General features: G+C 69.7%; 24 protein-coding genes. 12 read left to right on the forward strand and 12 right to left on the reverse strand.

Translation table 11 applies throughout. The features are described 5' to 3' along the window. Window positions 1–96: 96 nt before the first annotated feature. A complete protein-coding gene (locus QSK17_RS11070) occupies window positions 97–1,308 on the reverse strand; it encodes a HupE/UreJ family protein (protein WP_285704550.1) in 1,212 nt (403 codons plus the stop codon). Between the two features lie 174 nt (window positions 1,309–1,482). Here QSK17_RS11070 and QSK17_RS11075 point away from each other — a divergent pair, with 174 nt between their 5' ends. Next, the gene (locus tag QSK17_RS11075; protein ID WP_285704551.1) at window positions 1,483–2,154 is read left to right on the forward strand and encodes a type 1 periplasmic-binding domain-containing protein; all 672 of its coding nucleotides are present in this window, start codon (window positions 1,483–1,485) and stop codon (window positions 2,152–2,154) included. A 309-nt stretch (window positions 2,155–2,463) separates the two neighbouring features. On the opposite strand, the gene QSK17_RS11080 is transcribed toward QSK17_RS11075, so the two are convergent. Then, window positions 2,464–3,180 carry a serine hydrolase gene (locus tag QSK17_RS11080; RefSeq protein WP_352231791.1) on the reverse strand — a complete coding sequence of 239 codons (717 nt, stop codon included), beginning with the start codon at window positions 3,178–3,180 and terminating at the stop codon, window positions 2,464–2,466. Window positions 3,181–3,371: 191 nt separating this feature from the next. Here QSK17_RS11080 and QSK17_RS11085 point away from each other — a divergent pair, with 191 nt between their 5' ends. From QSK17_RS11085 to QSK17_RS11100, 4 genes are read left to right on the forward strand one after another with little or no spacing between them, the layout of a single operon-like run. Beyond that, entirely contained in the window at window positions 3,372–4,283 is a 912-nt protein-coding gene (locus QSK17_RS11085) for an ABC transporter ATP-binding protein (RefSeq protein ID WP_285704552.1), read from the forward strand. Window positions 4,284–4,295: 12 nt separating this feature from the next. Then, entirely contained in the window at window positions 4,296–4,991 is a 696-nt protein-coding gene (locus QSK17_RS11090) for an ABC transporter permease (protein ID WP_285704553.1), read from the forward strand. A 7-nt stretch (window positions 4,992–4,998) separates the two neighbouring features. Further along, the gene (locus QSK17_RS11095) at window positions 4,999–6,162 is read left to right on the forward strand and encodes a sensor histidine kinase (protein ID WP_285704554.1); all 1,164 of its coding nucleotides are present in this window, start codon (window positions 4,999–5,001) and stop codon (window positions 6,160–6,162) included. Further along, on the forward strand, window positions 6,155–6,796 hold the full coding sequence (locus tag QSK17_RS11100) for a response regulator (protein WP_285704555.1): 642 nt from the start codon (window positions 6,155–6,157) through the stop codon (window positions 6,794–6,796). Before QSK17_RS11095 ends, QSK17_RS11100 begins: the two co-directional genes overlap by 8 nt. Before the next feature lie 65 nt (window positions 6,797–6,861). Here QSK17_RS11100 and QSK17_RS11105 read toward each other — a convergent pair whose 3' ends face one another. From QSK17_RS11105 to QSK17_RS11115, 3 genes are all read right to left on the reverse strand, one after another. After that, complete coding sequence (locus QSK17_RS11105) at window positions 6,862–7,125, reverse strand: hypothetical protein (RefSeq protein WP_285704556.1); 264 nt, start codon at window positions 7,123–7,125, stop codon at window positions 6,862–6,864. Between the two features lie 122 nt (window positions 7,126–7,247). Then, entirely contained in the window at window positions 7,248–7,835 is a 588-nt protein-coding gene (locus QSK17_RS11110; protein ID WP_285704557.1) for a hypothetical protein, read from the reverse strand. A 94-nt stretch (window positions 7,836–7,929) separates the two neighbouring features. Further along, window positions 7,930–9,198 (reverse strand): acyltransferase family protein, encoded by a 1,269-nt coding sequence (locus tag QSK17_RS11115; protein WP_285704558.1) that lies wholly within the window; start codon window positions 9,196–9,198, stop codon window positions 7,930–7,932. A 285-nt stretch (window positions 9,199–9,483) separates the two neighbouring features. Here QSK17_RS11115 and QSK17_RS11120 point away from each other — a divergent pair, with 285 nt between their 5' ends. Further along, window positions 9,484–11,349, forward strand: coding sequence for an asparagine synthase-related protein (locus QSK17_RS11120; protein WP_285704559.1), 1,866 nt, complete (start codon window positions 9,484–9,486; stop codon window positions 11,347–11,349). A gap of 23 nt (window positions 11,350–11,372) precedes the next feature. Here the strand turns inward: QSK17_RS11120 and QSK17_RS11125 are convergent, their stop codons facing one another. Beyond that, complete coding sequence (locus tag QSK17_RS11125) at window positions 11,373–12,323, reverse strand: alpha/beta fold hydrolase (RefSeq protein WP_285704560.1); 951 nt, start codon at window positions 12,321–12,323, stop codon at window positions 11,373–11,375. Window positions 12,324–12,412: 89 nt separating this feature from the next. On the opposite strand from QSK17_RS11125, the gene QSK17_RS11130 reads away from it, so the two are divergent. Continuing rightward, a complete protein-coding gene (locus tag QSK17_RS11130) occupies window positions 12,413–13,018 on the forward strand; it encodes a TetR/AcrR family transcriptional regulator (RefSeq protein WP_285704561.1) in 606 nt (201 codons plus the stop codon). 24 nt (window positions 13,019–13,042) lie between these two features. Here the strand turns inward: QSK17_RS11130 and QSK17_RS11135 are convergent, their stop codons facing one another. Then, entirely contained in the window at window positions 13,043–13,969 is a 927-nt protein-coding gene (locus tag QSK17_RS11135; protein WP_285704562.1) for a GNAT family N-acetyltransferase, read from the reverse strand. 238 nt (window positions 13,970–14,207) lie between these two features. Between QSK17_RS11135 and QSK17_RS11140 the strand changes: the two genes are divergently transcribed. From QSK17_RS11140 to QSK17_RS11155, 4 genes are all read left to right on the forward strand, one after another. Then, complete coding sequence (locus tag QSK17_RS11140) at window positions 14,208–14,840, forward strand: hypothetical protein (RefSeq protein WP_285704563.1); 633 nt, start codon at window positions 14,208–14,210, stop codon at window positions 14,838–14,840. A gap of 102 nt (window positions 14,841–14,942) precedes the next feature. Continuing rightward, the gene (locus tag QSK17_RS11145; RefSeq protein ID WP_285704564.1) at window positions 14,943–16,685 is read left to right on the forward strand and encodes a pyruvate dehydrogenase; all 1,743 of its coding nucleotides are present in this window, start codon (window positions 14,943–14,945) and stop codon (window positions 16,683–16,685) included. A 147-nt stretch (window positions 16,686–16,832) separates the two neighbouring features. Beyond that, complete coding sequence (locus QSK17_RS11150; RefSeq protein WP_285704565.1) at window positions 16,833–17,381, forward strand: winged helix-turn-helix domain-containing protein; 549 nt, start codon at window positions 16,833–16,835, stop codon at window positions 17,379–17,381. A 114-nt stretch (window positions 17,382–17,495) separates the two neighbouring features. After that, a complete protein-coding gene (locus tag QSK17_RS11155; protein ID WP_285704566.1) occupies window positions 17,496–18,248 on the forward strand; it encodes an SRPBCC family protein in 753 nt (250 codons plus the stop codon). A 110-nt stretch (window positions 18,249–18,358) separates the two neighbouring features. On the opposite strand, the gene QSK17_RS11160 is transcribed toward QSK17_RS11155, so the two are convergent. From QSK17_RS11160 to murJ, 3 genes are all read right to left on the reverse strand, one after another. Continuing rightward, a complete protein-coding gene (locus QSK17_RS11160) occupies window positions 18,359–18,685 on the reverse strand; it encodes a DUF427 domain-containing protein (protein ID WP_285704567.1) in 327 nt (108 codons plus the stop codon). A gap of 227 nt (window positions 18,686–18,912) precedes the next feature. Then, window positions 18,913–20,097 carry an RNA-guided endonuclease InsQ/TnpB family protein gene (locus QSK17_RS11165; protein WP_285704568.1) on the reverse strand — a complete coding sequence of 395 codons (1,185 nt, stop codon included), beginning with the start codon at window positions 20,095–20,097 and terminating at the stop codon, window positions 18,913–18,915. A 254-nt stretch (window positions 20,098–20,351) separates the two neighbouring features. Next, window positions 20,352–21,947, reverse strand: a complete 1,596-nt coding sequence (murJ, locus tag QSK17_RS11170) for a murein biosynthesis integral membrane protein MurJ (protein ID WP_285704569.1) — start codon at window positions 21,945–21,947, stop codon at window positions 20,352–20,354. Between the two features lie 138 nt (window positions 21,948–22,085). Between murJ and QSK17_RS11175 the strand changes: the two genes are divergently transcribed. After that, complete coding sequence (locus QSK17_RS11175) at window positions 22,086–22,529, forward strand: GNAT family N-acetyltransferase (RefSeq protein ID WP_285704570.1); 444 nt, start codon at window positions 22,086–22,088, stop codon at window positions 22,527–22,529. A gap of 156 nt (window positions 22,530–22,685) precedes the next feature. Here the strand turns inward: QSK17_RS11175 and QSK17_RS11180 are convergent, their stop codons facing one another. Beyond that, window positions 22,686–23,636 carry a CU044_5270 family protein gene (locus QSK17_RS11180; RefSeq protein ID WP_285704571.1) on the reverse strand — a complete coding sequence of 317 codons (951 nt, stop codon included), beginning with the start codon at window positions 23,634–23,636 and terminating at the stop codon, window positions 22,686–22,688. Continuing rightward, window positions 23,633–24,211 carry an RNA polymerase sigma factor gene (locus QSK17_RS11185; protein WP_285704572.1) on the reverse strand — a complete coding sequence of 193 codons (579 nt, stop codon included), beginning with the start codon at window positions 24,209–24,211 and terminating at the stop codon, window positions 23,633–23,635. Before QSK17_RS11185 ends, QSK17_RS11180 begins: the two co-directional genes overlap by 4 nt. Window positions 24,212–24,239: the final 28 nt, after the last annotated feature.

The following is a 24,239-nucleotide window of genomic DNA, read 5'->3' on the forward strand; positions in this document are numbered from 1 at the left end:
GAGTTGGGGAGATTTGCACGCTTTCGAAAAGCCGTGTCGTGGAGGTGAACGTGGGGTGGGCAGGCTGTTGCGCTCGCCGGAAGTTGTGACGTGATCTCAGATTTCAAGAACGCGTTGCACGAACCACACCAGGCCCATCACGGACACACCCGTCGCGATGGCACCCGTCGCCCACAGTCCCGCGGCCGGTCGGCGGTGGCGCAGCAGGGCGAGCAGCGGGAAGACGACGATGATGATCGCCAGCTGGACGACCTCGATGCCCACGTTGAAGACGAGCAGCGACCACAGAAGCGTCCACGACCAGGCCTGGTCGATTCCCAGGGCCGCGGCGAAGCCGAGACCGTGCACGAGGCCGAAGCAGAAGACCACCGCGAGCCGGGTCCAGCCCGCGCGGTCCAGGGCGAGGTGACCGTGACCGACCGTCTCGAGATCTGTGGCGTGCGATCGGCGTCGCCAGATCCGCCACAGATGCCAGCCGGCCACGACCGAGATCGAGAGGGCGATCACCGGCTCGACGAGCGACGCGGGCACCTCCACGAGGCCGAGAGCGGCGAGGATGAAGGTCACCGAGTGGGCCAGCGTGAAGGTCGTCGCCGCCAGCACGATCTCGCGCAGGCGGCGTGATCCCGCGATGAGCGCCAGCAGGAACAGGATGTGGTCGATTCCGTCGAGCAGGTGCTCGGCTCCGAGCCGGAAGAACTGCCAGAACCGCTCGATCCAGGACTGTTGCGTGGAGAACGACCGATGCTGAGCGTCGAGGGCGGTGCTTCCGGACTGCAGGTCGAGGTCGTAGGTGACGATCGTCTTGCTGTCGCGTACATAGCCCTCGGAACCCGGGAACAGCCCGCTGCGTACGTCGTGCGCTTCAGCGGACTCCGGGCACCGGTAGTCGAGGACCAGCAGCGCGTATGGGACGCCCTCGCGTCGCCCGATCGTGAAGTCGCCGTCCCGGGCCGGGGCGCACGCGCTACCTCCGGCCGTGACGCCGAACCGTTCGGTCACGTACGCGACGACCGAGTCGGCGTGGGTGTTGAGTGTGGCGGCCTGCTCCGCGGCGTCACCGGACTCGAACGCCGCGGTGCCCGCGCGGAAGAGCTGATCGTTCTTCTCGTTGTCGGCGGCGGAGACGACGAGCAGGTCGTACTCCAGTTGCAGCTCGGTGCGGACGTGCCCGGCCTCGGTCGAGGTGAGGTCGGCGTACACGGTCGAGGTGAACCCGTGGGCGAGAGCGGGCGCGGCACTGAGCAGGACGGCCACGGCTACGGCGGCGATGACGGCACCGGCACGACGCCGTGCGGCGGGGGACATATGACTCCTTTTGCGGTTTGGTGTACGAAATCTGCTCGACTCGGATGAACGAGTGGCCTCTCGCACGCGAACTCGCGACGAACCAAACCCGGCGGAGGCGGCCTCAGCTCCGAAGGCCGCAAACAATGAGGTAGGAAGTAGGCGCACTTCCCGCCATCCCGGAGGACGATCTCAATGCGCCCTCGACTTCTGCCTGCCGGCACACTGGCCGCTGCAGTCGCGACCGCTCTACTGGTCAGCGGATGCGGCTCCGGTGACGACTGGTCCCGGCCGCACGCGAAGCCCAGCGCCGTCGGCACCCCCGGCCCGGGGTTCTTCCCGGCCGCGTCGCCCGCCCCGGAGGCGACGATCACGCCGCGACCCGGCTCGTGGAACGGGGTTCGCCCGTCGGAGGGCTACCGAGTGGTGCTGCTCACCGCGGGGGACGACCCCCAGACCAAGACGCTGGTGAACGCCGTGACGGAGTGGGCCGAGGAGGAGCGCGTCAGCCTCAAGACCCTCACGGCCACGGAGCCGGACCAGTTCATCCCGCGCATCAGCAGCGCGATCGAGATGAAGCCCGACCTCATCATCAGCGCCGGCAACGACCTCATCGACCCCCTGGCCATGGTCAGTCCCAACCACCTCGACCAGCAGTTCCTCGTGGTCGGCGCCGAACTGGCCGAGCCCACGGGGAACGTCACCGCCACCGACTGGACCGGTGCGTCGTTCCGCGGCGAGGGGCTCGGCATGTCGTCGACGTACGACCCCGCCACCTTCACCCCCGAGCGTGCCGGGCGCGCCGTCCGGGCCGGTGCCGCGGCGGTGCTCAACGGCTTGACCGGCCTGGTGATCTGGATCGACTAGACCGGGCCGCCGCCGTCCGCCGCCTCGTGATCCGGGAACGCTTCGACCCTGGTCGCGGACGGCTGCGGCCACCATGGGCGCTCGGCGACATCCGTCGCTGTCTGAGCCCGGAAGGGCGATGTGCCCCCTCGCCTGGTGGTCAGGACGACATGCAGGTGTCCCCTTCCGTACGGACGTTCGGGTAACCGGGGTAGGCCCACTGGCATACGTTCGTCATGGTGACCGCTCTCATTCCACTAGGGCCATAGCACGAGTAGTTGCCTACGCCGCCCACGCCGCCGAAGTATCCCTGACTCTGGCAGTAGGCGTTCACGTCGCTTTGCGACACGGTCCCGAGCACCTTCGGACCTGAAGGAGTCGGCTCTCGTCCGTTTGACGATGGCTGCTCCTGTCCGCTTGACGGCGTCCGCTTTCCCGCGTCTGACGGCGGCTCCACTGATGGCGACACCTTTCCCGCGTCTGGTCGTGGCCGCTCCACTGATGGTGAGGGTGGCTTCTCGGACGCCGAGGGCTTCGTGCCCTTCGGCGCATCGTCTGAGCGTCGACCTCGAAGGTCCACTGCCCCGCGTCGTAGCTGCCCGCGTACTCCGGCCCGGGTTCGCGCAGCGTCAGCCGTACGGCCTGCGGTGTGGCGCCGAGGAGGTGCTCCAGGCACCAGTCGATCACCAGGTTGCCCAGCGCCTTGCCGGGGGCGGAGTTGGTGAGCGTGGTGACGGCGAAGCCGCGCTCGGGCACCAGGACGAACGAGGACAACTGCAGGTTGCCGATGTTGCCGCCGTGCGTGACCAGCCGCACGCCCGCCTGCTCGTCCAGCAGCCACGGCAGCCCGATGCCGGTCCACGGCACGCCGAGCGGGACGTGCTCCCTCTGCATCAGCTCCCTGGTGGCGGCGCCGACCGGCTCCTCGCCGCTCGCGCCCAGGTGGAAGGCGGCATAGCGGAGCTGGTCGCGCACCGACGACACGAGCCCGCCCTCGGCCATGCGGAACTCGGGCAGCTGCTTGGGCGACCGGCTCGTCAGTAGGATCCCGGGCGGGGATCGCCTTCAGGCGCGGGAGCGCGACTGAGCACAGCGAAGTGCCGATCGAGGCCATGGAAGCACGGCGCAGCTCCTCGGCGGCATCAACCGAACGGTGGATTTTCGGGTCAGCAGCATTCGCGGACGAGTATGGCCGGCAGATCGATTCGCCCCGAGCGCAGGCGAAAGATGCTTGAGTCATGGCAGTCATCGAAGTCACAGACCTCCGCAAGCGGTACGCGGACCTGACGGTTCTGGACGGGGTGTCGTTCTCCGTGGAGGAGGGCGAGATCTTCGGCATCCTCGGGCCGAACGGCACCGGCAAGACCACCACCGTGGAGTGCGTGGAGGGACTGCGGCGGCCCGACGGCGGGTCGATCAAGGTGCTCGGGCTCGACCCGGTCAAGGACGGGCGCAAGCTGCGCGAGCAGATCGGGGTGCAGCTCCAGCACACGCAGTTGCCGGAGAACATCAAGGTGTGGGAGGCGCTCGACCTGTATGCCTCCTTCTATGCCAAGCCGCGCAATTGGCGTGAGCTGCTGGAGGAGTGGGGGCTGGCGGACAAGCGCAATGCCCGCTTCGGGAAGTTGTCCGGTGGCCAGAAGCAACGGCTGTTCATCGCGCTGGCGCTGGTGGGCAATCCGCGGGTGGCGTTCCTCGACGAGTTGACCGCGGGGCTCGACCCGCAGGCTCGCCGTACCACCTGGGAGCTGATCAAGCGGGTCCGGGCGAGTGGCGTGACGGTGGTGTTGGTCAGCCACTTCATGGATGAGGTGGAGGAGCTCTGCGACCGCGTCGCCGTCTTCGACCGCGGCACGATCGTCGCGATCGACACCCCGGCCGGGCTGGTCGACGGGATCGACGCCGAGCACCAGATGCGGTTCACGCTGATGGCGGGGGACATGGTCGAGCTGGGTGGACTGCCCGGGGTGACCGGCGTGACCAGGACGGGGAGCCGGGTGGTCGTCACGGGCAGGGGTGATTTCGCCACGGCGGTCACTGCTGAGCTCGCCCGCCACCACGTCCTGGTCAGCGATCTGCGCATCGACAAGCGCACCCTCGACGACGCGTTCGTCGCCCTGACCGGCCGTTCGTTCGACGCGACCCACTAACGGAGAAGAACCATGACCAAGCTCACCGTCGTCGAACTGAAGCTGCTGACCCGGGAACCCGGGGCGATTTTCTCGCTGCTCATCCCGTTGTTCATCCTGGTGGTCTTCGGCAGCTCGATCGAGCCGGGCGACACCGTGCTCCTGCCGATGGCGCTGGCGATCGCCGTGGGGCTCGTGGGTCTGTACATGCTGCCCACCACCATGGCCACCTATCGCGAGCGAGGCATCCTGCGCAGGCTCTCCACCACGCCGGTACGCCCGGGAAACCTGCTGGTGGTGCAGCTGATCCTGCAGCTCGTCCTCGCGCTGACCGCATGCGGCCTGCTGCTGGCCGTCGGGGGCACCGTTCTCGGCGCCCACCTGCCGACCCGGGTGCTGTCCGGTGTGCTGACCTTTCTGCTCGGCACGGCGGCAATGTTCGCTGTCGGCCTGCTCATCGCGGCCCTCGCTCCGAACGGCCGGGCCGCCAACGGGATCGGCGTCCTGCTGTACTTCCCGATGGCCTACCTCGCCGGACTTATGCAGCCGACGGATCAGATGCCCGATATCTTGGCCCGCATTGGGGAGTACACCCCTCTGGGCGCTTTCCGGCAGAGCATGCAGGATGTCTGGGCGGGCGGCGCTCCCAGCCCTCTGTTGCTCGGTGTGATGGCCGCATACGCCGTGGTGATCAGCATCGCCGCGGCCAGGTTCTTCCGCTGGGAGTGAGTGAGGTATGACCGGGCGGCTCGACCGATGGGAGCAGCTCCTGGAGCGCCAGATGGCGGCTGCGCCGTACGTCTTGCTGGCGACCTCCACGGTGCTCTCCCTGCTCACCGACGGCAGGTCGTGGGTCATGCTCGGCCTGGCCGCGCTCGCCGCCGCCTGGATCTGGCTGGTGCCGCGAGGCGCGGTCTACGTGGCCGGGCTGGTGGTGCTGATCGGAGCTCTTTGCACGCAGGGGATGTGGTTCGCGGGCTTCTTCGGCTTCACCGGATACCTCCACTCCTGGCAGTACCTGAAGGGGAAGTGGCGGTTCGCCGCGGTGACCGCCACGGCGGCGATCAGCGTCGCGACCTACAACGGCGGGTTGCCCGATCCCACCCCGTCCGGAATCCTCACCTATCTGTTCTTCACCGGCGCCATCGTGGCCGGGGTCAGCCTGTTCAGCTTCGTCGGTGAGATCACGGCCGAGCGGAGCGCCGAACGCAAGCAGATGGTGACGCAGCTCGAGGCGACCATGAGCGAGAACGCGGGACTGCACGCCCAACTGCTGGTCCAGGCCCGCGAGGCGGGCGTTCTCGACGAACGGCAGCGCATGGCGGCGGAGATCCACGACACGCTCGCCCAGGGGCTGACCGGCATCATCACCCAGCTCCAGGCGGCGCAGCGGACCGAGGACTGGCGGCGTCATGTGGACAACGCGGTACAGCTGGCGCGGGAAAGCCTGGCCGAGGCCCGGCGTTCCGTACACGCGGTGGGACCCGGCCAGCTGGAGGCGGCGCCGCTGCATGAGGCACTGAGGGACGTCGTCACCCAGTGGGGTGAGCTCAACGGGGTACGTGCGGATTTCACCGCCACTGGTACGGTCCGTCCCATGCATCCGGAGGTCGAGGAGACGCTGCTCCGCACCGCGCAGGAGGCCTTGTCCAACGCGGCCAAGCACGCCGGTGCGTCCCGTGTCGGGCTGACCCTGTCGTACATGGAGGACGTGGTCACTCTGGACGTGCGCGACGACGGCGTCGGGTTCGACCCCGAGCGCGTCCGCGACGGCGGCGGCTTCGGCCTGACCTCGATGCGCAAGCGGGTGAGCCGGCTGACGGGCACGCTGGAGATCGAGTCGGAACCCGGTGCCGGCACCGCGATCTCCGCGAGCGTTCCGGCGGTGGCACGTGGCTGAGACCCCGATCCGGCTGCTGATCGTCGACGACCATCCCATCGTCCGGGACGGCATCCGCGGCATGTTCGTCGGAGACCCGGACTTCGAGGTGCTCGGCGAGGCCGGAGACGGCGCCCAGGCCGTTGAACTCGCGCGGGCGCTGAACCCCGACGTGATCCTCATGGACCTCCGCATGCCCAGGATGGACGGCGTCGCGGCCATCAAGGAACTCGTCAGGCTGGGCATCGCGGCCCGCGTCCTCGTCCTCACCACCTACGACACCGACAGAGACGTCCTGCCCGCCATCGAGGCCGGAGCCACCGGCTACCTCCTCAAGGACACCGGCCGCGACGAGCTCATCCGTGCCGTCCGTACGGCGGCGCGGGGCGAAGCCGTGCTGTCCCCGTCGGTCGCCACCCGCCTGCTCGGCCAGGTCCGCGCGCCCGCCGACCCGCTGAGCGCCCGGGAACTGGAGATCCTCCACCTCATCGCCGAGGGCGCCACCAACCGCGAAGCCGCCGCGCGCCTGTTCATCAGCGAGGCCACGGTGAAGAGCCACGTGCTGCACATCTACACGAAGCTCGGCGTCAACGACCGCGCGGCCGCCGTCGCCGTCGCCTTCCGACGCGGCCTGCTCACTTTGGAGAACGGCTGACGGGCTATCCGGGACGCGTGAGGCTCGTGGAGACGGCGGGCGCCGCCGGATCACGTTGAGGATCACTAGACCTGGAAGAAGATCGTCGAGATCTCCTCGTGAACCCCGGCCTGACGACCGTCGAGACGTAGACCTGCGATGATCGCTCGCTCCTGGTCGTTGGTCGCTGTCGCCTGGCGGGCGACATCGGGAGGACCAGAAGGGACGATTGTGGCCAGGTCGCCGGTTTTCGTGAACTTCGGCGCCACATCCGCCGTCTCAACATTGGGCAGTACCGGCTCCAAATACAAGCCCATCAGCTGGGACACATCCGGCAGGACCAAAGACATTTGGATCCAGGCATGCAAGTGGTCGCCTGTGAGCGGCAAAAAGGTCTGCGACTATGAATGGCACTGACATCGGCGGGGTGAGCCCAGGTGCCGGGCCGTACGGCCCGGCCACGACGGGCGGTTTATCGGCACACCCCGGGGAGGTCGCACACCTTCTTCGCCATCTTCTTCGCGTCGCCGGCGAGCGTCTTCCTCAGTAGTGCCCGATCGCGGAGGATTCGGCCATCGCCGCGGTCGGCGAAGTCGGAGTAGAAGAACACGGCGCTTCCCCGTCGCGCCACCGCCCACATCGTGGGGGGCATGGTTTCATCGAGCTTGCCCTTCGTGTAGGCGTGGCCGGTGACGAATACGGCCTCGTCCCCGACCGACAACCGCGTGGCGGAGGACCGGTATGAGCCACGCGAGCAGCGCTTCAGCTCGGCCCGTAGCTTGGCGAGGACCGCCTTGGCCGACGTGGCGTTCCGGTAGAGGACAAGCTGTTCGCCGCTGGAGGAGGGAGCGCTGGTCCCGTGCGTGATGGTACGCATCGCGACCCGGCCGTCGCGGGGCTTCGCTTTCGTGGAGCAGGGGTTGAGTTCGAGCTGGAGGGACGGCTTGTCGCTGATCTCCCACCATTCCTCGTCATCCAACGGCGGAGGGATGACCTTCCTCGCCTTCGCCTCGGTCAGCAGGAACCCCTTGGGGATCTCGGCGGCGCTCGCGTGGGCCACGCCGGTTCCGCCCAGTGCCGATCCGAATACCAATGCCGTCGCTATAACGTGTTTGATCACAACTGTGAGATGCGCGATCTTCCCGACAAGTTCGCTAGGACCGTGATCTTCTCCACATCCCGAACAGGAAGCGGGTCGGGCGGGTGCGGCGCACCACCAGTTCGTACGCGGCGACCGTCAGGGCGAGCGAGGCCGCCACGATCGTGACGTACTTGACCGGCATCGTGGCGTCCCACCGGACGACCCCGTACGCGATGGCGACGAGGATCGGCTGGTGGAGGATGTACAGCGGCAGCACGGCCGCGGCCAGGTAGCCGTACAGCCGCCTGCCGAGGCCGGCCCGCGGCGCCGGAGGCGGCCCTCCGGGGTTGCCCCCAGGTGCGGCCGAAGGAAGCGGGGACTCGGGGTTCCGCGCGGTGCGGCGGCGGTCGAGCAGGCCCAGGATCGCGACCAGGCAGCACCAGCCGGCCGCGCCGTACAGCGCGCGGACCGCGATCGCGAGCGCGGTCATGTCGGTGAAGGGGTTCGCGCCGGGAGCCTCGCCCGCGATCAGGAAGCCCGGCATGCCGATCGCCAGCAGAATCAGGGCGGACACGACGGCCAGGATCGCGTCGCGGCGCATCGCGGTCCGGAACTGTTCGTCGGAGGCGAGCACGAACCCGTACAGGAAGAACAGCAGGTAGGCCCAGCGGCTCCATCCGGCGAACGGTTCCTCCATGCCCGCCAGGGCGGTGATCAGCGCGACGGGGACCGCCGGAAGCGCGAGGATCGCTCCGCGGGTTCGCATGGCGGCGGACAGCCGTTCGCGGATCCGGCGGCCGGGCTCGCGCGGCAGCCAGCGGACCAGCGGGGCGAGCAGGAGCGCGTACGCGAGCAGCATCACCACGAACCACAGATGGCCGGGCTCGAAGTGCTCGCCCTGCACGATGAAGGGGAACTCCGACAGGTCCAGCCGTACGTCGAAGAAGCGTGGCAGGAAGCGCGGATACGACTCCTGGTAGGCGGGATCCGCCCGCAGCCGCAGCCACTGCGGCACCGGTAGAAGGGCGACGGTCGCGAAGATCAGGGGCACGCCGAGCCGCAGCAGCCGTTCCATCGCGAACCCGGCGGGCCCGCGACGGCGGAGGGAGTGCCACGAGCCGAGACCGGCGATGAGGAAGAGCATCGGCATCGCCCACACCACGGCCAGGCCCGCCACGACCGTGGTCGCCTCGGTGGTCTGGGCGTTCTTGACGTAGTAGGCGTTGCGCGTGTCGAACACCAGCGCCGCGTGGAAGAACACCAGCCCGACCACCACGAGCGCGCGGATGGCGTCCAGCTCCGGCCGTCGTGTCTGCGGCGGATCGCGGCGCGCCGTCGTCATCCTGCCTCCGCCGGGTCCGTGACAGCCGGGTAGCCGTCGTGCGTGACAGGGTCAGTTTGCTGCCATTTGCGGCACGCCGCCAGAACTCGGCGAGCATGCCGGGACGCGGGTGCGGATTGATTGTGGCGCGTTCTCACCAACCTTTTCCTGACCGCCGACGTCTCTTACGGGTATGCGATTCGCGATCTATCGGAACACAGCCATGGCCGGGCCCGGTCGTTCCCGGGTGCCGGTTCTCCTTCATCTCGACGGCGGTACGGGCTGCCGGGCGGCGGGGGTGGCGCGTTGCGCGTCCATCTAGGCGTCGCGGCCAGGCGTGCCGGTGTCCCGCTACCGTCCGAGGCCCTCGCCGCGGCCCGCGAGGCCATAACGCGGGCCTTCCCGGTGCCCGCCGAGACCGTCGTCGCGGGCGAATGGCAGTCCGCGCGCGGCGACATCTCGCTGCTTTCCTGGTCCAACGAACCGGAAGACCACGGGCTGCCGGTGACGGTGCACGGCGATGGCCGGGTGGCGGGCGTCACGGGACATCTCAGCAGGCCACCGGACGCCGACACGCTGCTCGCGGCCTCGCGGCTGGGCGAGACGGCCGGCCGTACCGGCGGCTGCTTCTCGGTCCTGCGGGCCGGCGACGACGATCTGGCCGCGGCGACGGGCAGCACGGGAGCCTGCCCGATCTTCTACGCGGAAACTCCGGAGGTCCACGTCGTCGGCACCCGTGCCCTGCTGGTCCACCTGGTCGCGCAGGCCGCCCGGACCGGCTCGGCTCGGCCCGAGATCGTCTGGAACCTGCTGGCGCTTGAGTCGATGGTGCGGATGGGGTACTTCCTCTCCGATGAGACCCCGTTCGAGGGTGTGACGGTGCTGCCGCCCGGCGGCGAGATCAGGATCGCCGGGGGGCGTCGCATCGTCACCGTCGTCCCGCTGCCGGTGGCGCGTCCCATGCCGACATCCAGGCGCGACATCCGCTCCCAGGTCGGCGAGCTGGCCGACGCGCTGCTCTCGTCGGTCGAGCCGCTGCTCGGGACGGCGGAGCCAGTACGGCTCTCGCTCACCGGAGGACGGGACAGCCGGCTGCTCGCCGCTTTGCTGCACGGCGCCGGCATCCCCTTCGTCGCCACGACGAGCGGGAACGACGGCGACCCGGACGTGGAGCTCGCGCGGCGCGTCGCCGCGGCGCTGGGCGTCGAGCATCGCGTCCACCGGCCGAAACGGTCCCCGGACGGCGGGAGCGTCGTCGTCCCGCATCCGCTGGTTCGCGCGCACAACGTCCGGTACGCCTGCGAGGGCATGCTGTCGGCGTACGAGAACGTGCCGGGACAGGCGCGCTTCGATCCGGCGCCGCGCATGTCGGGGCACGGCGGGGAGATCCTGCGCGCCGGGTTCCTGCACAACCAGGAGGACCCCGGCCACAAGGCGGTGAGGCGCCGGATGGAGGGCTTCTACGCGAAGAACGCGGACCTGCTGACCGAGCGGGCCAGGGAGCACACCCGGGCGCTGGCCGCCCCCTGGCTGGCCCGGTGCGACGAGAACCCGGCCGAGGCGCTCGACCACTTCTACGTCACGTATCGCGTCGGGCGGTGGCACGCCGCCTCGCGCGCCTCGCTGCTGCGCACGAGTCGGCCGATCCCGCCGTTCCTGGACAACCGTGTCGTCCGCACCGCGCTCAGCATGGACCCGCTGTGGCGGCGTTCCGAGGATGTCGTCCACCGGGTGATCGACCACTTCGCGCCGGAGCTGCGCGGCATCCCGATCGAGGGCCGGCCGTGGCGTTTCGAGGTGGAGCGTTCCGACCACGGCTTCGTGAACCGGATCCTGCGCCGGCGCGCACGGACCCGGCCTCCCGTCGCCGGCACTGCCGGCACAGCCGGGGGAGCAGGCGGCGGGAAGCCGTGGAACTGGCGGTTGACGCCCTCCGAGGAGCTGGCCGGCCTGCTGCGCGAGGGTGTCGCCGCCGCGGGTGAGGCGCGGGTACGCGAGAGCCTGGCGAGTCTCGTCGAGGGCGACGAACTCGGCCGGTTCCTCGCGATCCTCCCGCGGCGGCGGATGGACGTGGTCTGGAACCTGTACACGGTCGCGACCATGATGGCCGACGGGTTCTCGGACCCCTCGCCTCCGGGGCTCGCGCCGCTGCGGATCCCCCGTCCGGGCTGAGCGCGCCCCGCCGGCCACGACGGTCAGGAGCGGCCGGCGTCGTCCCCGTCGAGTTGGTCGATGAAGGCGAGAACCCGGGCGCTGACCCGCTCCGGGAACTCGCCGTTGAGGGCGTGGGAGGCGTCGGGCCACAGTTCGACCACCCCTCGGGCGAGCAGTCGGCGGGCGCGGTCCGCGGCCCGGCCCGGGTTGTGGATGATGCTACGTCCGGCGATCACGGCGAGGGTCGGCACGTCGACCGCGGCGACCTGTTCATCCGAGGGGTACGTCGGCGGGGGCAGGAAGGAGGTGAACTCGCGCATCCCCGCGGAGATCAGGTCGGCGACCGGCTCGTCGCCGGAGAGGTCGGCTCCGCCGGAGATCCAGCTCAGCAGCCGCAGCCGCCACGACTCGGGGAGCGGCCCCACCGATCCCAGCGAGACGGCGACCGCCTTCCAGGTGATCCGGCCGAACAGGCAGGCGGGGTCGAGCAGGCTCAGGGAGGCGATTTTCTCCGGAGCGTGTCTGGCGAGCTGAAAGGCGGTCCACCCGCCGATCGACACCCCGAGCAGGTGCGTCCGGTCGAGGCCGAGCCCGGTCAGGAGTTCCGCGAGCCAGACGCCCTGGTCGGCCGCGCTCGCGAACGGCTTGCTCTGCACCGAGAGGCCGGGCTCGCCGAGCAGGTCGACCGTGTAGACGGCGCGGCGCGAAGCGGTGAGACCGGCGAGGTTCGGCGCCCACATCGGGGTGGACGCGGTGCGTCCCGGCAGCAGGAGGAGCGGCCTTCCGGCGTCGGCGCCGTCCGCGCCGAAGCGGTAGACGCGCACGGTCCCGAAGCCGGTCGGCACGTCCTGGACCTCGTCGGGCGCCGGAAGGTCGGCCATGGCCCGGTCGTAGTTCCGCCGGTAGCGCGCGTAGGCCGACGCGTCCGGGAAGTGGCCGAGGCGCCGTCGGCGGAACTCGGCTCCGATGTTGGGCCGCACGAGGTCATTCACGTACGGGTCCTCCGTTCCCCGTTGGCAGTACGATCGTATTGTATCGATATCACGATACGGTCGTATTGCAAAAAGAGGGAGGGTAAGCCGTGCCCAAGCAGGTCGACCACGCGGCTCGGCGGGAGGAGATCGCCCAGGCGGCGCTGCGGCTGTGCGCGCGGGACGGCCTGGCCGGAGTGACCATCGGGCAGGTCGCGCAGGAGGCCGGTGTCTCCAAGGGGCTCGTGCAGCACTACTTCGCCGGGAAGGCCGATCTGCTGCGCGCCAGCGCCCACGTCCTGCGAGGAGAGATCGAGCGCCATATTCTCGAGGCCGTTCGGGACGCCCGCGGCCCGGCGGACACGCTGCGGCGCGTGCTGCTCGCGGTCGTCGAGCTGGGCGTGACCGCTCCGATCCCGCTGCTCGCCGGGCACGCGTTCCTGGCCAGGGCCGTCGCCGATCCGGAGATCCGCGACCTCTATCGTGCCGGCGGCGACGCCGTCCATCGCGAGATCGCCGCGCTGCTGGCGGCCTCCGCCCCGGCCCCGGACGTCGACCCCGGCGCGGAGGCGCACGCGCTGCTCGGTCTCGCGCGCGGCCTCTCCGACGGGGTGCTGCTCGGAGACCTCGGCGTGGGTGATGCGGCCGCGATCGTCGACCACCACCTCCGCCGGATCCTGCCGGGGGCCGCGATCGGCTCCGATTCGCCCTCCTGACCGCGGCCTTTCAGGTGACGATCGTCAGGCGTCGTGCGGGCGGGGGCGGCGGAAGCCGTACGTCTCGTGCCGCCGGACGAACCCGAGCGACGCGTACAGTCCGGCCGCGGCGGTGTTCTCGGCGTTGTGGTTGACGGTGACCGCGGTCATGCCGTCCGCCGCCATGCGTCGCATCGCGTACAGCATGGCGGCGCGGGCGAGGCCGCGGCGCTGGAAGTCGCGATGGGTGCCGACCGGCTCGAAGTGCCCGATCCCGTTCCGCTCGTCCGTCCAGTAGACGGTGAACGCGGCGATCCGCCCCTCGGGCGACTCGACGACGATCTCGCGGGCGGGGTCGTAGCCGGGCTTCTCCATGACCGCCGAGCGGTACAGGTCTCCCGTCCAGCTCTCCTCGAACGAGTTGTTGCGGGCCTCGGCGAGCCCGGCGGCGTCGTCCGGGCGGGCACCGCGCACGACGAACCCCGCAGGGAGCCGGGGCTCGGCGATCGGACCGCTCAGATCGCGCTCGTTGACGTGGTCCCAGACGCGGAAGTGGCTGAATCCGAGCCGGGTGAGCAGGTCGGCTCGCACGGTGTCGCAGTCGAAGAGGTCGGTCAGCACGAAGGGCTCGTCCTCGCCCATGAGGCGGCCCGTCGTCTCGTACGCGGTGCGGAGCATGTGTGACTCCGCCGCGGTCCCGCGCAGCGAGGGCGCGGTGAACACGTCGAAGGCCGCCCCGAAGCGCAGGTTGATCGCGAGCCCGGCGACGCCCGCCGCGTTCTCCCAGATGTGGACGAGCTCTCCGACCGGGCGACGCCCGCGGAGGTTCTCGTAGATGCGGTGCGGCAGCTCGCCGATGTGGTCGTATCCGCAGCGGCCCGCCTCGGCGATCCACTCGGCGAAGGTCCGCTGGAGGTGGGGCAGATCCGCGTCTGTGTAGGGACGCACGGTCAGGTCGGCGGCGATGGTCACCCGGTCATCATTCCGGGTGAAGTGCCATCGTTCATCCCATTTTTCCGGGGGCGGACGATCCGCCGACGCACCCGCCGACCCCTCTCGCCGCTCCGGCGCGGCGTAGGGGCTCGTCATGGTGTGCCGCCACGGTCACGCTTTCAGAGCGCAGGACACTCTTGACACCATTGCTTCCAATGGAGAGCATTGCTCTCGAAGTGGAGCGATGCGCTATTCGATGTCTCGATCGGAGAGGTCCATGACCACCCCCAGCTCTTCCCGTGCCCGTCTTGGCGCCGGTTCCCTCGCGGCGGCCGGTGTCCTGTTCCTCCTGTATCCGGTGGTACGTCCGTACTCGGACGAGACGACCCTGGCCGGAGCCCGGGCGATGGCCTCCTCCGCCTGGGTGGCGTCGCACCTGTTCGCCGTGGCGGGGTTCGTCCTGCTCACGCTGGGCCTGCTGGCGTTGCACCTCGTCCTCGACCGGCCCCTCACATTGCCCGCCGTCGTGGTCACGTGGATCGGTGCTGGGCTGACGCTCCCGTACTACGGAGCCGAGGTGTTCGGCCTGAACGTCATCGCCGCCCGCGCCCTCAAGGAGCAGGACGCGTCCCTGCTCTCGCTCGCCGACGACTTCCGGTTCGGCCCCGCGGCGGTCACGATGTTCGGGGCCGGGCTCCTGCTGCTCGGCGTCGGCGTGGTCCTCGCGGCCGTCGCCGTGTGGCGTTCGGGTGTGCTCTCGCGGTGGAGCGCCGTTCCGCTGGCCGTCGGGTTCGCCCTCTTCCTCCCGCAGTTCTTCGGCTCGCCGGCGCTCCGGATCGCGCACGGTGCCCTGATCGCGGTCGGCGCCCTGTGGGTGGCCGTGGAGTTGTGGCGGGCCCGCCGCGCCTGAGCGGGCGCCCGCCCCATCCGGAGACGTCGCGGAGTGACTGCACGGTGCGACGCGGGGCAGGTAGGCGGTCAGGGACAGCGGACCGGTGAGGGGAGACCGTCCATGGCCAGGCAGACCATCGCCGAGCAGTTCGTCGACATCCTCGGCCAGGCGGGCGTACGGCGGATCTACGGTGTCGTCGGGGACAGCCTCAACCCGGTCATCGACGCCATCCGCCGGGCTCCCGGCATGGACTGGGTGCAGGTGCGGCACGAGGAGACGGCCGCCTTCGCGGCGGGCGCCGAGGCGCAGCTCACCGGCGACCTGGCGGCGTGCGCGGGCAGTTGCGGCCCCGGCAACCTGCATCTGATCAACGGCCTGTACGACGCGCACCGCAGCATGGCGCCGGTGGTCGCACTCGCCGCGCAGATCCCCAGCAGCGAGATCGGCACCGCCTATTTCCAGGAGACCCATCCCGATCGGCTGTTCGCCGAATGCAGCCACTACTCGGAGCTGATCTCGCATCCTTCGCAGATGCCGCGGGTGCTGCAGACGGCGATCCAGCACGCGGTGGGCCGGTCGGGCGTCTCGGTGGTCAGCCTGCCCGGCGACATCGCGGCCCGGGAGGCGCCTCAGCGGGCGGCCGAGTTGGCACTGGTCACCCGCCGTCCCACGATCCGTCCGGCCGATGAGGAGATCGACACGCTCGCCGGGATGGTCGACGACGCCCGGCGGGTGACGCTGTTCTGCGGCAGCGGTACGGCGGGCGCCCACGATGAGGTCATGGCCTTCGCCGAACGGGTCAAGGCGCCGGTCGGCCACGCGCTGCGTGGCAAGGAGTGGATCCAGTACGACAATCCGTACGACGTGGGCATGTCAGGGCTGCTCGGCTACGGCGCGGCGTACGACGCCATGCACGAGGCGGACCTGCTGATCCTGCTCGGCACCGATTTTCCGTACAACGCCTTCTTGCCGGATGACGTGCGCATCGTGCAGGTAGACGTGCGGCCGGAGCATCTGGGACGGCGGTCGAAGCTGGACCTGGCGGTGTGGGGCGACGCCCGCGAGACGCTGCGTGCACTGATCCCGCGGGTCTCGGAGAAGACCGACCGCAGGTTCCTGGACCGGATGCTGAAGAAGCACGCGGATGCGCTGACGGGAGTCGTGGACGCCTACACCCGCGACGTGGACAAGCATGTCCCGATCCATCCGGAGTACGTCGCCTCGGTCCTCGATGAGGAGGCCGCCGACGACGCCGTTTTCACCGTGGACACCGGCATGTGCAACGTCTGGGCCGCGCGCTACCTCACCCCGAACGGCCGGCGGCGGGTGATCGGCTCCTTCAGTCACGGCTCGATGGCCAACGCGCTGCCCCAGGCGATCGGCGCGCAGTTCGCCTACCGCGGGCGCCAGGTCGTCTCGGTGTCCGGCGACGGCGGGTTCTCCATGCTCATGGGGGACTTCCTGTCCCTGGTCCAGCACCGGCTCCCCGTGAAGGTGGTGCTGTTCGACAACTCCTCGCTCAGCATGGTCGACCTGGAGATGATGGTCGCGGGCCTTCGGCCGTACGGCACGACCTACCAGCACACCGACTACGCCGCCATCGCCCGCGCGGCGGGGGCGCACGGTCTGCGGGTGGAGGATCCGCAGCGGGTCAGGGACGCGCTGCGTGAGGCGTTCCGCCATGACGGTCCGGCCCTCGTCGATCTCGTCACCGACCCGAACGCCCTCTCCCTGCCGCCGCGCATCACCGGGGAGCAGATCGCGGGGTTCGCGCTCTCGGCGGGAAAGATGGTGCTCGACGGCGGAGTCGGCCGGATGGTCCAGATGGCTCGCGCCAACCTCCGCAACATCCCACGCCCCTGACGGCGACCCTGGCAGTGTCTTTGGCGGCGTCTTTGGCAGTGTCTTTGGCAGCGCCGCGTGCGAGCCGCAGCCCGCTCCGCGCCACGCCGGAGACTGACGACTTTCATAGTCTTGACAATAAAAGTTGTCGGTGACACTGTTGGCCGCATGTTCGAAGTGGCGGTGATCGAGGACCCGGCGGCGGCCGAGGCCTCACTGGATCCGGTGCGCGCCCGGCTGCTCTCCGAGCTGGCCGAACACCGGTCGGCCACGATGCTGGCCGCCCGGGTCGGCCTGCCGCGCCAGAAGGTGAACTACCACCTCAAGGCGCTGGAGAAGCACGGGCTGGTCGAGCTCGTGGAGGAGCGCAGGAAGGGCAACGTCACCGAGCGCGTGCTGCGCGCCACGGCGGCGTCGTACATGATCTCGCCGGTCGCGCTCGCGGGCGTGCAGCCCGACCCATCCCGCTCACCCGACCGGCTGTCGGCACGCTGGCTGCTCGCCCTGGCCGCCCGGATGGTGGGGACGTCGGGGCTCTCATCACGGGCGCGGCGCGGGCGCGTAAGCGGGTCGCGACCTTCGCCCTGGACGGCGAGGTGCGGTTCGCCTCGGCGGCCGACCGCGCCGCGTTCGCGGAGGAGTTGGCGACCGCGGTCACCGCGCTGGTTTCCAAGTATCACGACGAGACGGCCGCGGGCGGACGCGATCACCGGGTGATCGTCGCCGTCCATCCGAGAGTGAAGGCCGCGCCTGGGTCGAAGACCGCGACGACGACCGAGGCAGAAATCAAGACAGAAACAGGGACGAACACAGAGACGAAGGAGTCCTGACATGCCGCACGAGTTCGAGGTACGCGAGGAAATCGCCCTGGAAGCGACTCCCGAGCAGGTGTGGGAGGCGATCGCCACCGGTCCGGGAGTCGACTCCTGGTTCATGGGGCGGAACGAGATCGAGTCCCGCGAAGGTGGCCGGACGCGCCAGGAGATGATGGGCTTCACCAGCGAGGGCACCGTCACCGCCTGGGAGCCCGGGAAGAAGTTCGCGTTCCGGTCCGACGAGAACCCCGACGGCACGTTCATGGCCTTCGAATACCTCATCGAGGGCCGCGACGGGGGCAGCACCGTGCTGCGGTTCGTGCACAGCGGCTTCCTCGGCGATGACTGGGAGGCGGAGTACGACGCCCTCAAGGTGGGCGACCGCATGTACCTGGAGAAGCTGGCCGTCTACCTCAGGCAATTCGTCGGCCGGGTCTCGGCGCACAACGTGTTCGCCGTCGGGCCGCAGGTCCCGGACGCGGAGCGGGTCTGGTCGGCGTTCAAGGACGTGCTCGGCCTGACCGGGGCGCAGGTCGCCGAAGGCGATCCGGTACGGCTCGCCGTGGAGGGCCTCGCCCCGGCCGAGGGCGTCGTCGAGTTCGTCAGGCAGCCCAGCTTCCTGGGCGTGCGCACGGACGAGGGGATCTACATGTTCATCCACGGCCACGAGGGCGCGGTCGTCGTGGAACAGCACGACTTCTCGGGCAGCGTCGACGGGAAGGAACTCGACGCGGCCTGGCAGGCCTGGCTCACCCGGTCTTTCGTCTGACCCCGGTCCGTACCCGCCGTCGGGACGGGGGCCGCCTCCGGCCTGCCGACCGTCAGGGATCCTCGGGACGTCGCAGCGGGTCGGCGGCTTCGCCTGCCACCCGCTCGCCGTCAGCCGACCACCTTGACGTCGTAGAAGCAGAAGTGGTCCCGGATCTGGGCGACATCGGGCTTCGGGTCCGGATATGCCCACACCAGGTCCGTCGCGTCCGGCCGCGACCAGTAGGACGCCTCGCCCTTGAAGGGGCAGTACGTGTGGGTCTCGGACGGGGTCAGGAGATCGGTGCGGACGTCCTCCGGAGGAAGGTAGTAGCGGACGGGCATTCCCGTCTCGCGCAGGAGGAGCGGGCGGCGGCTCTCCGCGAGGAGCACGCCGTCACGCTCGACGCGTACATGCTGGGTGCCCTGCTCGATGGTGATGCGGTGTCCCTCGGACACGGTGCCTCCTGGTTCGCTCGGCGGCGGTTCTTCTCGGTCAGGTACTTCTCGAAAGCATCACTGACAGCATCTCAAGTCGGAACCAGTCCTCATCGGGCGCCCGGTCTGCGAGCCATGGAACGAGGCGGACGGCCGTGCTCGAGTGACTCGGGATGCTGTCCGATCGGAACAGCGTGAGATCCCAGAAATTCGGTGACTCCTCCGCTCCCTGAAGGAGCGGCTTCTCGCTAAGCCGCTTCCGCAGCGTCGCGAAGGACAAGCCCTGCCCTGAGGATGTTGACAGCCGCGTTCACGTCGGCATGCGCGGTATGCCCACACGCCATACAGATGAACTCGGCCTGGGTGACGCGGTTCTCCTTCGCGCAGTGCCCGCAGCGGGCGCACGTGCGAGAAGTGTTGGCGGGGTTCACCGCGATCAGCTCTCGACCGGCGCTTTCAGCCTTGTGCGCGAGGACCGTCAGGAACACCCCCCAACCCGCGTCCAAGATGCTCCGGTTCAACCCGGACTTTTGTGCGACATTCCGACCAGGGGCTTGGATCGTGCCGGCGGCCGAGCGGGTCATGTTCGCGATCCGCAGATCCTCATGCACGATCACGCCGTAGTCACGGACCAACGCGAGCGCGGCCTTGTGCGCGCCATCCAGGCGCTGGCGGCGGACCTTCGCATGCACCACCGCGACACGGGCCACGGCCTTGCGTCGCCGCTTGGAGCCCCGCTTCTTGCGGGCGAGATCCCGCTGTGCCGCCGCAAGACGTCCGGCGGACGCCTGCAGGTGGCGCGGGTTGGCCAGGTGTTCCCCGTCGCTGGTCGTGACCAGCGACGCAACGCCCACATCCAGCCCGACGACCGCGCCGGTCGCAGGCAGAGCTTGCGCGGGCACGTCATCGCAGGACAGGATCACGTACCAGCGGTTGCCTTCCCGCTTGATACCGATCGTCTTCACCCTGCCGAGCACAGGGCGGTGCTGATGCACACGGACATGCCCGACCCCTTGAAAGCGGACGAACGTCGCGGTGGGGTGCTCCGGTTGAGAGTCCCACCGGCAGCCGTCACCGTCCTTCGGCCACTCCACAGTGTCGAACCAGCCCCGCCCCTTGAAGCGGGGGAACCCCGGCTTCTGCCCGGCCTTGACGCGGCGGAAGAACGCGGCGAACGCCTTCTCCAACCGGCGGAGCGTGGCCTGCTGGGAGGAGAACGACCACCGGCCCTGCCCGGCGGGGTCATCGGAGCGGATGTGCTTCAACTCCCCGGACTGGTCGCCGTAGCGCACGGCCACGCCCGCCTTGTGGTAGGCGGTACGGCGGTGCTCCAACGCCGCGTTGTACAACACCCGGTGATCTTCCAAGCACTGCGCGAGCGTCGCGGCCTGCTTGCCGGTGGGGCGCAGCAGGAACTTGTACGACCTACGCACCCCCACCTCCCACGTTCAGTAACGAGAACACCACGCTATCGGCAGCCACCGACAAAATCCGAAGGGAGGGAGCGCGGATTCCCCCGCCGGCTGAAGCAGGCAGTCCCCTCCGCGCGAATCTGATGGAATGTCACGAATCTCATGGTCGGAGAGGCTCGAATTCTTTAGATAAAGCGCCGTCCCGGCCCTGTACGGCGACGGCGAGTTCATCCGCGAGATCGAATCCGTTCGGCACGGGACGGATCATACGAAGATCAGGCGGCGCCTGGGCGGATAGCCGAGAGGAGAATACGGAGTTCGCTGATCCGGAGCAGCCGGCCGGCGAGGGGGTAGAGCACAGTCCCCGTGGCGCCCGCGACGAGCAGGACGACCAGGGAGCCGCTCCACCCCGGTCCGATTGTGGGGGCGAGGACGCGGGTGACCGCGGTGGCGGCGAGGCCTGCGCCGACCGCGGCGATCACCATCCGTGTGTGGGTGGAGAGCAGCCGGTGGCCGTCGACGCGTCCGAGCCGCGCCCTCAGGATGAGCGCCGCCACGACGAGGCCGATCGTGTTGGCGAGGGCGTATCCGGCGGCGAGGCCGACGAGCATGCCGGGATCTGGGGCGAGCGCCGCGGCCGCCCAGGCGGCGACGGCCGTGACGGCGGAGACGAGGACGCCGATCAGCGCCGGGGTGCGGGTGTCCTCCAGTGCGTAGAATCCGCGGATCATGATCTGGTAGCCGCAGAAGGGCACGAGCGCGAGCCCGTACGCCGAGAGGACGGAGCCGGTCAGCCCGACGGCGGACGGCGTCGCGTTCCCATGCGCGAACAGCACGGTGGTGATGTACGGGCCGAGAGTGATCAGCAATGCGGCGATCGGGAGCAGCGCGACGCCGGACAGGCGCAGGCTCTGGGAGAGTTCCGCGGTGACCTGGGCGAGGTCGCGTCGTGCGGCGGCCCGGCTCATCCTGGGCAGCACTCCCGTGATGAGGGACACCGTGATGATGGCGTACGGCAGTTGGAACAGCATGTAGGCGTTGGCGTAGACGCTGACCGCTCCGGCGCCGGCAGTCGAGGCGAGCCGGTTGACGAACAGCAGCGCCGCCTGGCTCGCGGCGACGGAGACGACCGCCCATCCGGCCATGCCCATGATTCGCCGGAGGCCGATGCCGCGGGGGTCGGCCCGCAGCCGAAGCCGGAACCCGGCTCGGCGGCCCGCCCAGGCGAGCAGGATCATCTGTGCGGCCACGCCCGCGCTGGTGCCGATGCACAGCAGGAGCGTCTGCGCCGAGGTCAACTCCTCGATGCGGTGGCCGCCCCCGATGGCGAGGTACGCGATCGCGGTGGCGATGACCACGAGGTTGTTGGCCACCGGCGCCCACATCGGGGCGGCCATGCGGCCGCGGGCGTTAAGTACGGCGGCCAGAGCCGTGCCGGCGCCGTAGAAGAGCACCTGCGGCAGGAAGAACCGGGTGAAAGTGATCGCCAGCCGCCGCTGGTCAGGAGTGAACCCGGGCGCGCACAGGTCCACGATCTGCGGCGCGAACAGCATCGTGACCGCGACTGTGACGCCCAGGCCGTAGACGATCAGCGAGAGCAGCCGCTGCGCGAACACCTCGTCGGTGTGCCGTACGAGAAGGGGGACCAGGACGCCGGCGAGCGCGCCGCCCAGCACCAGGTCGTAGATGGAGTTGGGCAGGGTGTTGGCCATGGTGTGCGCGTCGAGGAGGCGTGATCCGAGGCCGAGCGCCGCGACCAGGGCGAGGGTGCGGCCGAACCCGGTCACCCGGGAGACGAGCGTGGCCAGGGCCATCGCCCGCCCCGCCTTGGCGAGCCGCGGCTGTGGGCGCTCGTCCTGTGGTTCGTCCATCGGCTGTCCCTCCTGCGGCCGACCGGTGCGGCCGGGGTCGGCCAAGAGCAGTAGAGCACGCGGTACCGGAGCGCGCTGAGCGTTTCGCGGTGATTGGTGCAACCTGTCCGCCTCTGGACGGGGTGGCATGATCGACGGATGCGTAAGGCTCAGGCCGCGGACGTGGCGGCCGTCAGACGGTTGGTCCTCGACGCCTACCAGCCGTGGGCGGAGGTCATCGGCAGGCCGCCGATGCCGATGGAGGCGGACTACGAGGCCCTCGTCGCCGAGGGGCGGGTGCACGTGCGGGACGCGCCCGACGGGATCGAGGGGCTCATCGTGCTGATCCCGGAGGACGGCGTGCTGCTCGTCGACAACGTCGCCGTTCGGCCCGACCGGCAGGGCAGGGGAGTCGGCCGGAGCCTGCTGGCCTTCGCCGAGGAGGAGGCGCGGCGGCTCGGGCTCCCCGCGCTGCGCCTCATCACGAACGTCAAGATGACGCCGAACATCGCCCTGTACGCGTCGCTCGGCTACGCGGAGACCGGCCGCGACGAGCTGGACGGCCGCTTCGTCGTGCGGATGCGCAAGGAACTCGCGGACTAGCTAGGGCGCGTAGCGGATTGTGAGCAATCTGCGGGATTCGCCTGGATGGCGAAGCCTGATTCGATATGCCGTCTCGCGTGACGCGAGTCCCCGGCTGCTGGATCATGGCAGGCAGGCGGGCCGGTGCGGCCCACCTGTCGTCCGGTGAGCGCAGGCTCAGAGGCAGCTTGTCCGCTTCAGGGACGTGGACCAGGCCGGGAGTACGTCGGTGATCCGCAGACGGGTTATGGACCAGAGTTCACGCCCTAGCCCCGGCGCGAGCTCCTGGCCGCCCAGGAAGACGTAGGACGTCTTGTCGAAGATGAGGGATTCGTGGCCCCGGTGGTCCACCCGGGTCACGGCGATGCCCGATTTGCCAGTGGCGTCCTTGAGCTCTTCCATCTCGATGCCCGGCAGGGTCGCGGCGATCTCGAAGATGGCCGCCTGCAGCTTGGGCGGGACCGGCGTGCCGAGGAGGCTGACGACGGCGTGCCAGGTCTGGGTCGCGGCGTCCGCGTTGGGGAACATCTCGCTACCGCGTTCGGCCAGCTTGTGCCGGAGCTGCTCCTGGTCGGCCGGCCACCCACGGAGGTCGGCGTAGCTCACGTAGACGTAGGCGCGGCCGGGGCACCGGGTCAGGAGTTCCTTGTACTCGTTGCGGTCCTGGGGGATGGACTTCGACGGCTTGTGCCAGAGGAGTCCTGGGCGGGAGCCGTCGACGGACTCCCAGACCTCGCCATTTATGTGGCGCGGACCGACGTTGCGAACCCCGTTCTCGGCGCGCGTCTTCGCGATCCACTCATAGTGGAAGTACTGGTCGTCGCGGGGTTCCGGCCACGGGGTGGCGGTCGCGGTCGCGGCCTCGGCCGCCAGCCTCAGGACCTCGGCGGCGCTCGCGGGCGCGGAGGGGTTGAACGTCTGAACGGTGATCACTCCTACGGTCATCGCCGCGACCAGGCTGCCTGCGAGCATCAGACGCCGCAGGCCGATCGCCCGGGCCCGGGGCCGCCGCTTCGTGCGGGCTTCGGCCAGCAGGGCGGTACGGGCGGGGGCGAGGCGGTCCGCCGTGGGGTGCGGCTTGTCGGCGAACAGGTCGCGGAGTTCGGTCAGGTCGGTCAGTTCGTTCATGAGGCCTGCTCCATCGTGGGGTCGGTGCTGCCGAGGGCGTTGCGGACGATGGCCCGCGCGCGGTTGAGGCGGGAACGGACTGTTCCGATCGGGATGGACAGGGCGTCGGCGACCTCCTCGTAGGTGAGGTCGGCCCAGGCCACGAGTAAGAGGACGTCGCGGTCGCGGACCTTCAGTGAGGCGAGCGCCCGGGCGAGAGGGCGGCGTACGGCATGCGCGCTCGCCCGCTCAAGAGCTTGTTCCGCGGCGTCGTCGGCGTCGGGAAGCACGCTTATTTTCGAGTACGCCTTATAGCGGTGTAGCTCGGCGCGCTGATGCCGGCGGATGAAGTTGGTTGTGATGCCGTACAACCACGGGAGGGCCTCCGGACGGGCGGTGTCGTAGTCGCGGCGCTGCCTGAACGCGGCGAGGAACGTCTCGGAGACGACGTCGTCGACCGTGTCGTCGCCGAGCCGGCGGGCCACATAACGGTGGATGTGTCCTGCGTGCCTGTCGAACAGCAAGGCGAAATCCTCGGGATCTCGCCACGACCGTTCGATCAGGGCGGCGTCAGACAGGGTCGTACTGAGGGGCATGTGGTCGGGCCTTCCAAAGGAAGTAGTG

Source organism: Microtetraspora sp. NBRC 16547 (assembly GCF_030268965.1).
In the GTDB taxonomy this organism is placed as follows: domain Bacteria; phylum Actinomycetota; class Actinomycetes; order Streptosporangiales; family Streptosporangiaceae; genus Microtetraspora.